This is a genomic window from Paenibacillus sp. J31R122, from assembly GCF_056269185.1.
Map to the genome: position 1 here is coordinate 1 of NZ_JBWDNM010000002.1, position 12,875 is coordinate 12,875.

Annotated in this window: 14 protein-coding genes; 11 read left to right on the top strand and 3 right to left on the bottom strand. The window is 44.9% G+C overall.

Going from position 1 to position 12,875, the window contains the following annotated elements; translation table 11 throughout:
• Positions 1-264: 264 nt before the first annotated feature.
• Complete coding sequence (locus AC0YN7_RS03060; RefSeq protein WP_475808492.1) at positions 265-447, top strand: hypothetical protein; 183 nt, start codon at positions 265-267, stop codon at positions 445-447.
• A 221-nt stretch (positions 448-668) separates the two neighbouring features.
• Here AC0YN7_RS03060 and AC0YN7_RS03065 read toward each other — a convergent pair whose 3' ends face one another.
• Positions 669-2,432, bottom strand: coding sequence for a multicopper oxidase family protein (locus AC0YN7_RS03065; RefSeq protein ID WP_475808493.1), 1,764 nt, complete (start codon positions 2,430-2,432; stop codon positions 669-671).
• A 596-nt stretch (positions 2,433-3,028) separates the two neighbouring features.
• On the opposite strand from AC0YN7_RS03065, the gene AC0YN7_RS03070 reads away from it, so the two are divergent.
• From AC0YN7_RS03070 to coaD, 3 genes are all read left to right on the top strand, one after another.
• Positions 3,029-3,154 carry a hypothetical protein gene (locus AC0YN7_RS03070; protein WP_475808494.1) on the top strand — a complete coding sequence of 42 codons (126 nt, stop codon included), beginning with the start codon at positions 3,029-3,031 and terminating at the stop codon, positions 3,152-3,154.
• A gap of 125 nt (positions 3,155-3,279) precedes the next feature.
• Positions 3,280-3,873, top strand: a complete 594-nt coding sequence (rsmD, locus tag AC0YN7_RS03075; RefSeq protein ID WP_475808495.1) for a 16S rRNA (guanine(966)-N(2))-methyltransferase RsmD — start codon at positions 3,280-3,282, stop codon at positions 3,871-3,873.
• On the top strand, positions 3,860-4,363 hold the full coding sequence (gene coaD / locus AC0YN7_RS03080) for a pantetheine-phosphate adenylyltransferase (RefSeq protein ID WP_475808496.1): 504 nt from the start codon (positions 3,860-3,862) through the stop codon (positions 4,361-4,363). Before rsmD ends, coaD begins: the two co-directional genes overlap by 14 nt.
• Positions 4,364-4,408: 45 nt before the next feature.
• On the opposite strand, the gene AC0YN7_RS03085 is transcribed toward coaD, so the two are convergent.
• Positions 4,409-5,638 (bottom strand): nucleoside recognition domain-containing protein, encoded by a 1,230-nt coding sequence (locus AC0YN7_RS03085; RefSeq protein ID WP_475808497.1) that lies wholly within the window; start codon positions 5,636-5,638, stop codon positions 4,409-4,411.
• A 196-nt stretch (positions 5,639-5,834) separates the two neighbouring features.
• On the opposite strand from AC0YN7_RS03085, the gene AC0YN7_RS03090 reads away from it, so the two are divergent.
• Positions 5,835-6,884, top strand: coding sequence for a S16 family serine protease (locus tag AC0YN7_RS03090; RefSeq protein WP_475808498.1), 1,050 nt, complete (start codon positions 5,835-5,837; stop codon positions 6,882-6,884).
• A gap of 41 nt (positions 6,885-6,925) precedes the next feature.
• Here the strand turns inward: AC0YN7_RS03090 and AC0YN7_RS03095 are convergent, their stop codons facing one another.
• Positions 6,926-8,173, bottom strand: coding sequence for a nucleotidyltransferase (locus tag AC0YN7_RS03095; RefSeq protein WP_475808499.1), 1,248 nt, complete (start codon positions 8,171-8,173; stop codon positions 6,926-6,928).
• 160 nt (positions 8,174-8,333) lie between these two features.
• Here AC0YN7_RS03095 and AC0YN7_RS03100 point away from each other — a divergent pair, with 160 nt between their 5' ends.
• The 6 genes from AC0YN7_RS03100 (at position 8,334) to fabD (ending at position 12,872) form a co-directional block, all read left to right on the top strand.
• On the top strand, positions 8,334-8,858 hold the full coding sequence (locus AC0YN7_RS03100; protein ID WP_475808500.1) for a YceD family protein: 525 nt from the start codon (positions 8,334-8,336) through the stop codon (positions 8,856-8,858).
• Between the two features lie 38 nt (positions 8,859-8,896).
• On the top strand, positions 8,897-9,070 hold the full coding sequence (gene rpmF, locus AC0YN7_RS03105) for a 50S ribosomal protein L32 (RefSeq protein ID WP_475808501.1): 174 nt from the start codon (positions 8,897-8,899) through the stop codon (positions 9,068-9,070).
• 219 nt (positions 9,071-9,289) lie between these two features.
• On the top strand, positions 9,290-9,886 hold the full coding sequence (gene fapR, locus AC0YN7_RS03110; protein WP_475809092.1) for a transcription factor FapR: 597 nt from the start codon (positions 9,290-9,292) through the stop codon (positions 9,884-9,886).
• Positions 9,870-10,859: a phosphate acyltransferase PlsX gene (plsX, locus tag AC0YN7_RS03115; protein ID WP_475808502.1), complete on the top strand. Its 990-nt coding sequence runs from the start codon at positions 9,870-9,872 to the stop codon at positions 10,857-10,859. The genes fapR and plsX overlap by 17 nt, the downstream gene beginning before the upstream one ends.
• Before the next feature lie 9 nt (positions 10,860-10,868).
• Positions 10,869-11,855 carry a beta-ketoacyl-ACP synthase III gene (locus AC0YN7_RS03120; RefSeq protein WP_475808503.1) on the top strand — a complete coding sequence of 329 codons (987 nt, stop codon included), beginning with the start codon at positions 10,869-10,871 and terminating at the stop codon, positions 11,853-11,855.
• 93 nt (positions 11,856-11,948) lie between these two features.
• Positions 11,949-12,872 (top strand): ACP S-malonyltransferase, encoded by a 924-nt coding sequence (gene fabD, locus AC0YN7_RS03125; protein ID WP_475808504.1) that lies wholly within the window; start codon positions 11,949-11,951, stop codon positions 12,870-12,872.
• Positions 12,873-12,875: the final 3 nt, after the last annotated feature.

Genomic DNA, 12,875 nt, shown 5'->3' on the forward strand with positions numbered 1-12,875 from the left:
ACTTCGATCTATAAAAAGAAATTGGCTTGTATGGCCGTTTATATGCTTCTGAAAAGGTTTTGTGTGTAGACATGTTCATAAAAATGGGTGTTTTATTCAAATATCCGTTATTGAGCTATCGTGTCCCGTTAGTTGAACAACTGTTGATTCATTAAAAAAACCTTTACCCAGCGGTATAGAAGTTTATTTTACTCTCAAATAAACGCTCGTCCAATCAATGCAACTTATTGGACATACTATATAGAACAAGGAGGTGATATATAGATGAAATACACCACCAAAAAACATGTGCGGGTAAGCTCAAACAAAAATAGGAATAATAAAGCTAAACAAAAAAGCGCGAAACCAGTACGTACAAAATGTTTTGACAGTTTTGACAGTTTTGATCGTTTTGACCGTCGTGACCGTTTTGATTTCGATCCATTCTTTTTTCCATTCTTCTTCTAAAATAATAAGCTCTTGAACTTCATCCTAAAATAAACGAACTTTCTGCCCTTTAGTGTGGAAAAGGCAGCCTATGATATTGGCTGCCTTTTTCTCGTATCGATTCAACTATAGTTACCCGTTAGCTTAATCACGCGTATAATCACTGCCTAGTTGTATCTACTACTTCCGTTAATTCTAGATTGAAGTCCTTAAAGGGGCACCCTGCTGTTTTTTATAGATCTTTAAGGCAATATCTTTAACGGCCTCATCATTTCATTATCCTCATGTTCAAGCATATGACAGTGCCATACATATCCAGGCCCAATGCTAGGGTCGAATGGAAAGGGACTGCCATCCTGGGACGTAAACCGAACTCTTATCGTGGTTACTTCTCCTGGATTCATTTGTATAGTATCCTTCCAGCCTTTCTCACTCGGTGGAGGCGCAATAGGTTGACCTTGCAAATATGGACCTATCGGCGGTACCTTGGGATTAACAAAATACGGTGGGGTTCCCGGCGTTGTCGTTTCATTTAATTTCTGCCAGTCGCTAAGATAATCGTCAGATCGAAATTCCTGACGGCTAACGAGCAGAAACTGAATGAGGTGGAGATGGATGGGATGCGTGTCAGTGGTAAGGTTTGCAACTTGCCAATCTTCTGTCGTTCCTGCCTGAGGCAGCTCAGAAACAGGATTTCTCCACAGTTGGCCATCTAACGTAACTTTGAGGGGGCCATTAGGACCTTCTTGTTCGAATAAAGTCAACGTTCTCGTTATTATTGGCTTTAATTGCGGAATGTTGTTCAGAACAGGGGGCAATTTTTTGGGAGGTAAGACGGTATCATTTATGACTGTAAATTGCATAATTTGACCAACGGTTTCCGGGTCTGCCGTTGCTCCATCTGGGAACGGGGCGTTAGCAGTATTCCTTAATATAACGGTCGTACCAGGAGCTAAAGATGAGAAATCAATAAGGATATCTGCTCGTTCTGCCGGTGCAATCATTAGTGAAGAAAGTTCTGCAGGTTGAGGCAAATATCCTCCGTCGCTGCCAATCTGGATAAATTTCTGTTGATTGGAAAGCTGTAAATGATAAAAACGTGCGTTTGAACCATTCAGAACACGAAAACGATATTGTTGAGGCTTGACATTTAGGTTCGGCCATACCTTTCCATTTACCATTATCGTGTTTCCAAAAAAACCTGGTGGTACGTAAGGATGAATACTTGGGTTAGCCCCCAAACGATCATAGTAAAGAGAGCCATCCTTATGAAAAGATCGGTCCTGAATGTTTAGTGTTATCTCATTCACTCTGCTGGGAAGAAATGGGGCAATAGGGTCATTCATCTCACGGATCACATATAATCCTGTAAGTCCCGCGTAATTGTTCAACCGAGTGATTCCCATCGTATGATCATGATACCAAAGGGTTGTAGGCTGCTGTATATTGGGGAATATGTAGGTATTCGTTGTGAACGCCATACCAGTCTTTCCATCTGCAGTCCACCACGCATCAGGATAGCCGTCATAATAAGAAGGATTCTCTCCGCCGTGCAAATGAGGGGCGATCGGTACAGTTTTCTGTGCTTGGGGAAATCCTGGTGGAAATGATGGAAATGGTGGTAGTGGAACTGACACTGAATTTGGATTTGCCCAATCAAGTGTCGGATCAACAGGGAGAAAATGGGGACCTTCTATGTGGTTAATCCATTGGACATGTGCGGGAATTCCTCGAATGGCTTCAAATGTGGGGCCTGGTGCACTTCTATAGTAAACGGCTCTTCCTGTGTGTGGGTCCTGGACCATACCACCGTAACCAAACACTTTCGTTGTACCGAACCCAGATGGTAAGATTTGCTGCTGGAACTCATTAGCGATAATGCTATATGCATGCCCGATCACTTGACCAGTCGTAGGCTGTCTAAGAACAGTAGGCATATATACCGGTGTATTTCCGAGTTGATTTATGTATTTAGGAATCTTTTTAGGATCTAAAGGTTGTTCCATATTCATCCTCTCCTCTCCGTGTCATGTATATGAAGGAACGGAGTCTTTCACGCCTATCTAATTCCACCTTTTGTTATAAGTTATTTTAATAAAAATTAAATGGACATTTTTAAACTATACTGCCCGTTAGTTTAATAAAAAAAGCAAGCTACCGGAGCGCCTGCCCTGCTCATCAATGTGTATTATCGTGTCCTGATAGCGCAATTGCATATTTTGCAAGCTCGAATTAATTTTAGTTTTATCATTACTACAAATCTCAATAATTTTTATCCTCCGAATTGTAACCGATTACATTTCCATCTAAATCTTTAACAGAAAAAGAAGCCCGCCGACCTATGTGGGCTGTTTTCCTCTATGAGATGAAAAAAAGATTATAATGAAGCTTTTTAATCGTACACCGTTGTTGTGGTTCAATTCTTACCGACAAAGCTATAGTTAATATATTGCTTGAGGCAGTAAATTTTTGAGACAATATCAAATTAAATTTTGGTGGACAATCGGTGAACAGTTTATTGTTTCATAAATAAATAATTAAAACCCTTAATATATAAGGGTTTATACAACAAATCGGGCGTCCCTTTCGGGACGCCCTTTTCATGGGAGAGGAGAAACCGGATGAAGAACTTATGGGGAAACGTAAGCCTTCTCCGCGGTTGTCTACGGCATCTTGCAACGCCGATGATTTTATTTTGTCCGATTGGCCTGTGAATATACATATTTAGGATAAAAGATTTTCGTACAGCCGATTATTACGGAGCTGACCTATATTTTTAGACAAGCTTCGACTTTATTAGTAAAGGGAAACTATGGTACGATAGGCGGGAAGAGAAAGAAAGGGGCAATTTCAGTGAGAGTCATTGCGGGCGAGGCAAGAGGCCGCATCCTGAAGGCTGTGCCGGGTATGAATACGAGGCCTACTACGGATAAAGTAAAAGAAGCTATATTCAGTATGATTGGTCCTTATTTTGACGGAGGTACAGCACTTGACCTATTCGCAGGTACGGGTGGGTTAGGCATAGAAGCATGGAGCAGAGGCATTGAGCGAATAGTGTTTATTGATCGTGAGAAAATAAGTATAGACATCATTCGTGAAAATGTTCATACGGCAAAAATGGGCAGTGCTGCGGAAATATATCGCAATGATGCCGAGCGCGCATTGAAAGCGCTAGCGAAGCGCAAACAAAAATTTCGGCTTGTTTTTCTTGATCCGCCTTATAAAATGACGACGATGGATCATTTACTTGCACAAATGGCTGCTGAAGATATGCTGGAGCCAGAGGCGATTATCGTTGTGGAGCATGATGCTGGACATCATTATCCGGGGCAACTGGAATATTTTGAACAAATTAAATACGCAAAATACGGAGATATTGCCGTGTCCATATACAAATACTACAACAATGAGAGCCACGATAGGAGTGAAGACGATGTCAACGAATAATAAAGAGCGCGTCGCAGTATACCCAGGGAGCTTTGATCCTGTGACCTACGGGCATTTGGACATTATTCGAAGGTCTGCACGGCAATTTGATCGTTTAATCGTTGCTGTGTTGAACAACACGAGCAAAAATCCATTATTTTCTGTAGAGGAGCGTAAACAGCAGCTCATTGAAGTGACACGTGACATTCCGAATGTCGAGATTGAAAGCTTCCGTGATCTGCTTGTCCGTTTCATGAAAACAAAGCAAGCAAACGTTATTATTAGAGGGATTCGTTCGGTAACCGACTTTGAATATGAGCTGCAGCTTGCTTCGACAAATCATTTGCTGGATGATGAAATCGATACGATTTTTATGATGACTAATCCTAAATATTCGTATTTGAGTTCAAGCATTGTGAAGGAAATCGCCCAATTCCATGGTGATGTGCACGAGCTTGTACCTCCGGTGGTTGAGGAGCAATTGAAAAAGAAATATAAACCACAGCCATAAATAGATGTACGATCCGTGCGGAGTGCAGCCAACATAATCTTCTGACTATTGAGGGGAGCGGCTCCTGCGAAACGGTATTGTTATCAATGAAATGATCATAGTGAAGAGCAGCAGAAATGCGGAGCTTCCTATTGAATACTGCCATATGGGCGGTATGTCACTCGCTCTTACCGCAGAAGCTCCTAAAGTGTTCATAGTATGTGGATCCGTGAAGACAAAGACAGGTTCTGCGCCAGGTGCAAGTAAAGGACGAAGCAAGGCCGTCATTGGTTTCCAGAGTAGAACCATGAATAAGAAAGCATGCAGGGCATGCGCGAGGCGCGTCGCAACGAATGGCAACAGCTTTAAGTCTGTTCCATTAATCGCATATCCAGCTTGTAAAATGCCGCTGAAGCCGCTCCAAGCGAGTACAGCGGCTATTGCTGCGGCGTTGGTCAGACTGCTGGTACCGGGAGCATCCCAGACGGCGGCCGCATATGCGCCGAGGTGGCCCTCAAAGAAGGCTTGAGTGAGAAAGTTTAGCCCGATCATAGATAATAATGGTGACAGTAAAGGATCGGCAAGCTTGGCGAGAACCGATGCGAAGATCATAAGGCCACCAATTACGAGGAGCTTCTGAACGCTGGAAGCAACCGCATCACCGAGCGCTTTGCCGAAGCTCCGGCCGTCCTGTTCTCTACCTAGGTGAAGTGCTTCGGCGGTACGATAAAGCAAGCTTGGGCGTTTTTTATTGCTACTTTGTTGACTGATACTGGTACTAACCGCACTCTTATCGCTGCTGAATAAGGAAACCATAAGCATCAGCCATAGTGCGGACAGCCATACTGAAGCGGCTATCATGGCACCAACAATCGGCTTGTGCAGAAATCCGGCTCCAATTACGACGAGCATAAACAGCGGATTAGGCATATGAGCTAAAGCAAGCAGACGCTGACCTTGCTGCTTACTGACGAGATTACGCTTTCGTAATGAAGCTACAGCTTCAGCGCCAGTAGGATAGCCGCCCATCCAGCCCATTACGACCGCCATTGCGGCTTCTCCGGGCAGTTTGAACATTTTGCCCATCAAAGGCTGCAGAAGTGTGCCAAGCGCGTGAGTGAGACCGAAGGCGGCAATAAGCTCGAATAGCACGAGGAAGGGCAATAGACCCGGAAATACGATATTCCACCAAACGGTGAGCCCTTGCAGTGAGGATTGGAAAGCAGCATCAGGCTGAAAAATGATCGCTCCGACAAGCAAAATGGAGAAGCATGCAAGCAGAACTGTTTTGGCCAATGCTGTTCACTCCTTAATTCCGCATACGCGGTAATTAGCTTTATAAATGTGATATGAAATAGACACAAGTTCCCTCTAATATGGACAGACAGTCTACATTAATTAATACGTCTATACCGCAGGGTATAGACCATAATCGTTAGAAGAGCAGGGGAAGCGATTTGTGATACGGTTATGAAGAAAGGGGAGTGAGGGAGTGCGATTGAAACGATCTGACTTTCAAAGGACTGCCATTATAGTAGTATTAACAGCAGGGTTGATGTGGGCATTGTTGTATGCGCCGACACCCTATCTAGTTTATGAGCCTGGAATTGCTACGCCTGTTGAACCGATGATGACCATCGAAGAAGGCGGCATATACGGAGAGGGCTCTTTTTTGCTTACTGCGGTTAAATTAACTGAGCCCAATTTTATAGGTGCGATAAAGTCGATGTGGGATACGAATTTGGACGTTCACCTGAAGCGTGATGTGTTTCGAGGGTTCTCCGAGGAGCAATATGTTCAAAGACTGAGCGTAATTATGGAAGGCTCGCAAAATAATGCAATCGAAGCAGCCTATCGGTACGCCGGTGTGCCCTACCAGACCGTTACTCAATCGATTGTCATTTCGGATGTATCCGCTAAAGAGAGTGCTTCCAATAAGTTTCAAGCTGGTGACAGGCTTCTTGGAATTAATGGCGGCGTAAGGTTCACTAGCATCGGGGATATGTTGTCGGCGCTAAAAAAGCTGGAGCAAAGTGAGCATATTGGATTCGATATTGAACGTGTTGGGGAACAACAAATTGTAACAATCTCGGGAGATGCCATCCAATCTTCGTTAACAGTGGAAGAGCTGCCGAAGGCATTGGGAGTAAAAGGCTTGACAGAGCTACGCAGCTTAGAGCCGGACGATAGTCGCAAACGGTTGATGATAACAGCTGAAGATATCGGCGGACCTTCCGCCGGTCTTGTATTTGCATTACAAGCACTGGATCTGCTGACCGAGGGTGATTTAACAGGCGGTGCTGCTATTGCCGCTACTGGAACAATAACTGTTGATGGAGAAGTAGGTGCAATAGGGGGAATTAAGCAGAAAGTCGTCATTGCAAGCAAAGAGGGCGCACAATTATTTTTGGTGCCCTCTGACAATTATAGGGATGCGAAAGCGAAGGCGGATGCACTAGGCACCGCAATGCAAGTTGTAAGTGTACATTCGTTGGATGATGCAATGAAAAGCATTGAAGCCTTTTTATCTACCAATCTATAGCAAAAAAAGTGTTACCTGCTGCTAAATTCCGTCATCATACCTCAATTAATGGATATGGGCTTATCTGTAAAATCTCGATACAACGATTGCGGAGATGTACCGCTTGACATACCGAGCATATAAACGCCGGTTGCTTGCACATCTAGATCTAAGTATCGATAGGTCTTGGGCGTTCTTGCCGCGCTAAGGAGTACGGGCAGCTTCGCTGTTTCTCGCATACGACGAAGTAATTGCTTGCCTTTGTTCGTAAATCCTAGTACTCTTATATATTCAACGCCTGAAGCAAGCTTGTCCCCTGTAAAATCGGATTTTGTATGTCCGAGCAGGATAGAGAGTAATGATCGCTGCAGCTTGGTACGTGTGTACCGTTTCGTTTTTAGCGCTTCAAGCAAGTCATCAAAATGTGTGGAAGCAAGCTTAGGCAGACAATTGCGAATGCGGTGCTCTAACCCTTCCGTAATTTCGTGAAGGCTTGCTAGATCGTCTGTAGAACGAGTAATTATTGAATGCAGCAATGGGTTTATGTAATGATTCCAGCTTATCGGACAGTGACCGGCAGACCATTCTGCTTCCAATGTACAATAGGTAGAATGTGGGATATAAGGGCGTACGGGTTCAAGTGTACGTTGATCTAGCAGAAGCTTGCGAATAGCAGTTGCGCTTGCAATTTGGCTGTCGGACACGGTATCTTGATTGTATTGTGATTTTTCACGTACAATTGTAAAAGGCTCTATATCACTGCCGATACGCTTCATTGCCAGTAAGTAGTGAAGCGCAAGCGTGTGATTGGGTAAAGCAAACTGGAAACACGATGCGGAAGAGTGTCCTTGCTCCGCTAAATAGATCGATATGGCGCTGCTGTAAGCGCTAGGATAGCTGATACCCGTCTGTAGAAGCTGTTTTAGATGAGCTTTGAAGGCTGGAGGCTCGTGAGCGATCAATTCTGCAGCAAAGAGCAACGGGTCCAGTTCACCGCTTTCTGTGCCGAAGCATAAGGAATCTACAACACCTGTCGCCTCTAGCAAGGAAACGGCGCCGTATGCAAACCATTCGGCGGCTTGAGTGGCGTAGGCAACGGGCAATTCGATTACAAGGTCACAGCCGCCCTCAAGGGCTGTTTTCGTTCTCGACCATTTGTCGAGCAGAGCAGGCTCGCCTCTTTGCAGGAAATGACCACTCATAACGGCGACTACCGAGTCCGCTCCCGTTATTTTGCGCGATTGTTGTAAATGATAAAGATGACCGTTATGAAACGGGTTGTATTCGACGATGAGTCCAACGGTGCGCATTTTTCCAAGTCCTCTCTTTGTTATAAGTTGGTTGTTTTACTATAGCACAGAGATGCGGTTCAATCACGAGCTGTGGCAGACTACGGAATAACAGCGCGAAAATGTTGACAAAACGGTAGTCTGATAGATATAATAAACTTTGTTTGTTTGGGGTGATATAATGGAGTTTCATATTCAGGAAACGATGTCCAAAGGGTTAAAAACTACAGTTGACGAACAGTTAGATGTTAGTGACCTTTTTAAAGGACGCCAAGATGTTTATCGTGCAGGACCGCTCCAAGTATCGTTACAGGTAACTGGGCATGAAGGATTCATTGAGGTTGACGGCAAGCTTGTCGCTGACTTGGAACTAGCATGCGTACGTTGTCTGGATCCGGTTAAAGAGCATACGGTCATTCGATTCTCAGAAGTGTTTAAGCGTGCTTCGTCTGACGAAGTTCGTGATGAGGACTTGGAAGAAGAGGAAGAGAGTGATTTCATTGAAGTAGATGCGGACAGATTGGACTTGAGGCCTTATGTGGAAGAAGCGCTTCAGTTATTTATTCCATTTGCCCCGCTTTGCAAACATGATTGTAAAGGTCTTTGTCAAACATGTGGAGAAAACTTAAATGAGCACAAATGCAGCTGCCCAACGGAGAAGACTGATTACCGTTTTGAAGCGCTAAAGGATCTATTTAAGGAATAAGCGATTTACCGATTGATTTTGTGAAGGAGGTGGGAAATATGGCAGTACCTCAACGTAGAACATCCAAGACTCGCCGTGATAAACGTCGTACACATTTTAAACTTGCAGTACCAGGCATGGTGAAATGTGAGCAATGCGGAGAGCTGAAAATGGCTCACCACGTATGCAAAGTTTGTGGATATTACAAGACAAAAGAAATCATTGCACAATAATGCATTGATCTCAGCGATAGCACTTCATCATGTGGTGAGGTGCTATTTTTTTTATGGTTTATTGCGCCATGGCGTATTTTTTTATATACTAATTTAGTACCAGGTGATAATATCTACTAACAAGCGCATACTAATCATATTGGCGGTTCCGAATAACGAGGTATGATTATAATATACATTAGTCACTATACATAGAAGGTGGTGCCGAAAATCGAACGAATGCCTAAACGACAGCGACATCAGCAGCTTGCGAGGTTTATTGACGAAAATCCCTTTATAACCGATAGGGAGCTCACGCGTCTGTTGAAGGTAAGCATCCAGACGATTCGGCTTGACCGGATGGAGCTTGGCATACCTGAGCTAAGAGAGCGTCTGAAGCTGATGGCTGAACGGTCTTATGATTCCGTCCGATCACTGCCGCTCCATGAAGTGATAGGTGATATCATTGATTTAGAATTAGATAAAAGCGGCATCTCGGTGTTTGAAATTCGAGAAGAACATGTCTTCTCGAGGACAGGCATTGCTCGAGGACATCATGTGTTTGCACAAGCGAATTCACTTGCTGTTGCAGTTATAGACGATGAAATTGCGCTTACCGTAACAGCAGATATAAGGTTTATTCGCCCGGTCAAGCTGGGTGAGAAATGTATAGCCAAAGCTTATGTTCGTTCGATTTCGGGAGAACGAAGCAAAGCGAAGGTAGAGCTGTTTACGTATGTGGGGGATGAAATGGTGTTTCAGGGTAACTTTGTTATTTACCGATCCGCTAAAGATACAGATGCTGGAGGAGGAGACGAACATGCGGATCGCTATTGATGCAATGGGCGGGGACCATGCTCCAAGCTTAATTGTACAAGGAGCAATGGATGCCGCATTGCAGTGGCCGGATACTGAATTGCTGCTTGTTGGCGACACAGCTACTATTGAAGCGCAGATGAAAGGGGGAAAGCCGACCAATATAACCATTTGCCATGCGGATGAGGTTATTGGGCCTGATGATGAGCCAGTTAAGGCTGTGCGTCGAAAAAAAGGCGCGTCTATGGTTGTAGCAGGACAGTTGGTTCGCGAAAAGCAAGCGGACGCGATGCTGTCCGCAGGTAATACAGGAGCGCTGATGACCACTGGTTTGCTAATTGTCGGACGTATGGACGGCATTGAAAGACCGGCGCTTGCGCCAATGATGCCAACGATAGACGATATCGGTATTCTTGCCCTCGATTTGGGTGCCAACATGGATGCAAAGCCGGAGCATTTGCTGCAATATGCGATTATGGGCAGCATTTACCGTGCAAAGGTGCATGGAATGAAAAACCCCCGCGTCGGATTGCTCAATGTTGGCACCGAAGTGAAAAAGGGAAATGAAGTGACGAAAGCGGCTTATGAATTACTTCAGCACGCGCCGATTAATTTCGTGGGCAATGTTGAGGCTCGTGACGTTTTGACACGCAATTGCGATGTGCTTATATGTGACGGCTTTGCCGGTAATATTATGTTGAAGTCATTTGAAGGCGCGGCGGGAACTATCTTCTCCTCGCTTAAGGAATCCTTTAGTTCATCTATGATGACGAAATTAGCTGCAGCAATCATGATGCCGAAGTTGCGAATCTTGAAGAAAAAAATGGATTACAAGGAGCATGGCGGAGCGCCCTTGCTTGGACTAAACGGCCTCGTCGTGAAGTGTCACGGCTCTTCCGATGCACTCGCCGTTAAAAATGCGGTGCGACAAGCTCGTGTTGCGATTCAAGGTCAATTAATTGAATCAATTGCAGCTGAAATCAACGGGAAGTGAGTGAGTAAAATGGGTTTACATCCTGTAGGGATTATTGGAACAGGGAAATACGTTCCTGAACATATTTTATCTAACAAAGAATTAGAAAAAATGGTGGAAACGAACGATGAATGGATCGTTACGCGAACTGGCATTAAAGAACGCCGGATTGCATCTTCGTCGGAAGCAACATCTGATCTTGCGTACCATGCGTCACGGAAAGCGATAGAGGCAGCAGGCCTGACTGTCGAAGATATTGATCTCATTATTGTTGCTACCGTAACTCCGGATATGTATTTCCCGTCGACAGCATGCTTGCTGCAGGATAAGCTTGGCGCAAAGAAGGCTGCAGCGTTTGATTTATCAGCTGCATGCTCAGGTTTCATTTACGGACTGGCAACGGGTTCGAGCATGATTGCATCCGGCATGTATAAACATGTGTTAGTTGTTGGAGCAGAGACGTTATCGCGTATTACTGATTATACTGATCGCAATACATGTATCTTGTTCGGAGACGGCGCTGGAGCTGTTGTCCTTGGTCAAGTGGAGGAAGGCAGAGGTTTCCGCTCATTCGAGCTTGGCGCGGATGGCAGCGGCGGGGATCTTCTCAAAGTATGTGGAGGCGGGTCACGCGTTCCTGCAACAGCAGATAGCATTTCATCGAAGCAGCACTTCATTCATATGGCCGGCAACGACGTGTTCAAATTCGCGGTTCGGATTATGGGCAGTGCGGCTGAGGAAGCACTGGCGAAGGCGGAATTGACAAAAGAAGACATTGATTTGCTCGTACCGCATCAAGCGAATATCCGCATTATTCAATCGGCTCTGAACAGATTGAACCTATCGGAAGATAAGGCAATGATTAACTTGGATAAATACGGAAATATGTCAGCTGCATCTATTCCGGTAGCACTGGCTGAGGCGGTTGAACAAGGACGTGTGAACGAAGGCGATACATTGATGCTTGTGGGCTTTGGCGGCGGTCTAACATGGGGAGCATCAGTTATCGTATGGTAAGCATACTTCTGAAGTGAATTTGCATTCGCAAACTTAGGTTTATGCTTACGAAGTGAGTTTGCATTCGCAAACTCTTTGGAGAGGGGAATATCTTTGAGCAAAACGGCTTTTGTTTTTCCAGGGCAAGGCGCTCAGGCCGTAGGCATGGGCAAAGATATATATGATTCATATGAAAGTTCACGTGCTATTTTTGATCAGGCAGATGAAGCACTGCAATTTTCTTTGAGCAGCTTAATTTTTGAGGGTCCAGACGATAAGTTGAAGCAAACGGCAAACACGCAGCCTGCACTTCTTACGGTAAGTGTTGCAATGCTTCAGGCACTTGAAGGACGCGGTCTGAAGCCTGATTATGTAGCGGGTCACAGTCTCGGCGAATATAGCGCTCTAGTAGCAGCAGGAGTAATCTCCTTCCAAGATGCGGTTAGAACTGTTCGCGCGCGCGGACAATTTATGGAGCAAGCTGTTCCAAGTGGACAAGGTGCTATGGCAGCGGTGCTCAGTGCTGATCGTGATACGTTAGCGGCACTATGTGCTGTAATTACGGCTGAAGGTTCAGTTGTTGAGCTTGCAAATGTAAACTGTCCTGGTCAAATCGTTGTTTCAGGTACAACTGCTGGTGTTCAAGCAGTTGTAGAACGCGGGAAAGAAGAGGCTGGAGCTAAACGTGTTATTCCGCTTGAGGTTAGTGGACCTTTCCACTCATCGCTTATGAAGTCTGCTGCACAAAATCTTGAAGAAACTTTGGCTGGCATTGCGATGCAAGATGCTGCTGTACCTGTCGTGGCAAACGCAACAGCTCGTCCAGTAACTGCTGCAGGCGATATTCGCAGCTTGCTGGTAGAGCAAGTGTACTCACCAGTATTGTGGGAAGACAGCGTTCGCTATTTAATCGAGCAAGGTGTAGATACATTTGTGGAAGTTGGCTCAGGAACAGTACTCGCTGGGCTAATTAAGAAGATTGACAAAAGTGTTCGAGTAATTTCCATAAACAGTATTTCTGCGTTAGAATCACTATAGGTG

Excerpts from the sequence above, each read along its gene's own strand:
- plsX (WP_475808502.1), top strand. The coding sequence starts at position 9,870 with ATGCGGATCGCTATTGATGCAATGGGCGGGGACCATGCTCCAAGCTTA.
- coaD (WP_475808496.1), top strand. The coding sequence starts at position 3,860 with ATGTCAACGAATAATAAAGAGCGCGTCGCAGTATACCCAGGGAGCTTT.
- AC0YN7_RS03070 (WP_475808494.1), top strand. The coding sequence starts at position 3,029 with ATGGGAGAGGAGAAACCGGATGAAGAACTTATGGGGAAACGTAAGCCT.
- fapR (WP_475809092.1), top strand. The coding sequence starts at position 9,290 with ATGCCTAAACGACAGCGACATCAGCAGCTTGCGAGGTTTATTGACGAA.
- AC0YN7_RS03065 (WP_475808493.1), bottom strand. The coding sequence starts at position 2,432 with ATGGAACAACCTTTAGATCCTAAAAAGATTCCTAAATACATAAATCAA.
- AC0YN7_RS03120 (WP_475808503.1), top strand. The coding sequence starts at position 10,869 with ATGGGTTTACATCCTGTAGGGATTATTGGAACAGGGAAATACGTTCCT.
- AC0YN7_RS03100 (WP_475808500.1), top strand. The coding sequence starts at position 8,334 with ATGGAGTTTCATATTCAGGAAACGATGTCCAAAGGGTTAAAAACTACA.
- rpmF (WP_475808501.1), top strand. The coding sequence starts at position 8,897 with ATGGCAGTACCTCAACGTAGAACATCCAAGACTCGCCGTGATAAACGT.
- AC0YN7_RS03095 (WP_475808499.1), bottom strand. The coding sequence starts at position 8,173 with ATGCGCACCGTTGGACTCATCGTCGAATACAACCCGTTTCATAACGGT.
- AC0YN7_RS03060 (WP_475808492.1), top strand. The coding sequence starts at position 265 with ATGAAATACACCACCAAAAAACATGTGCGGGTAAGCTCAAACAAAAAT.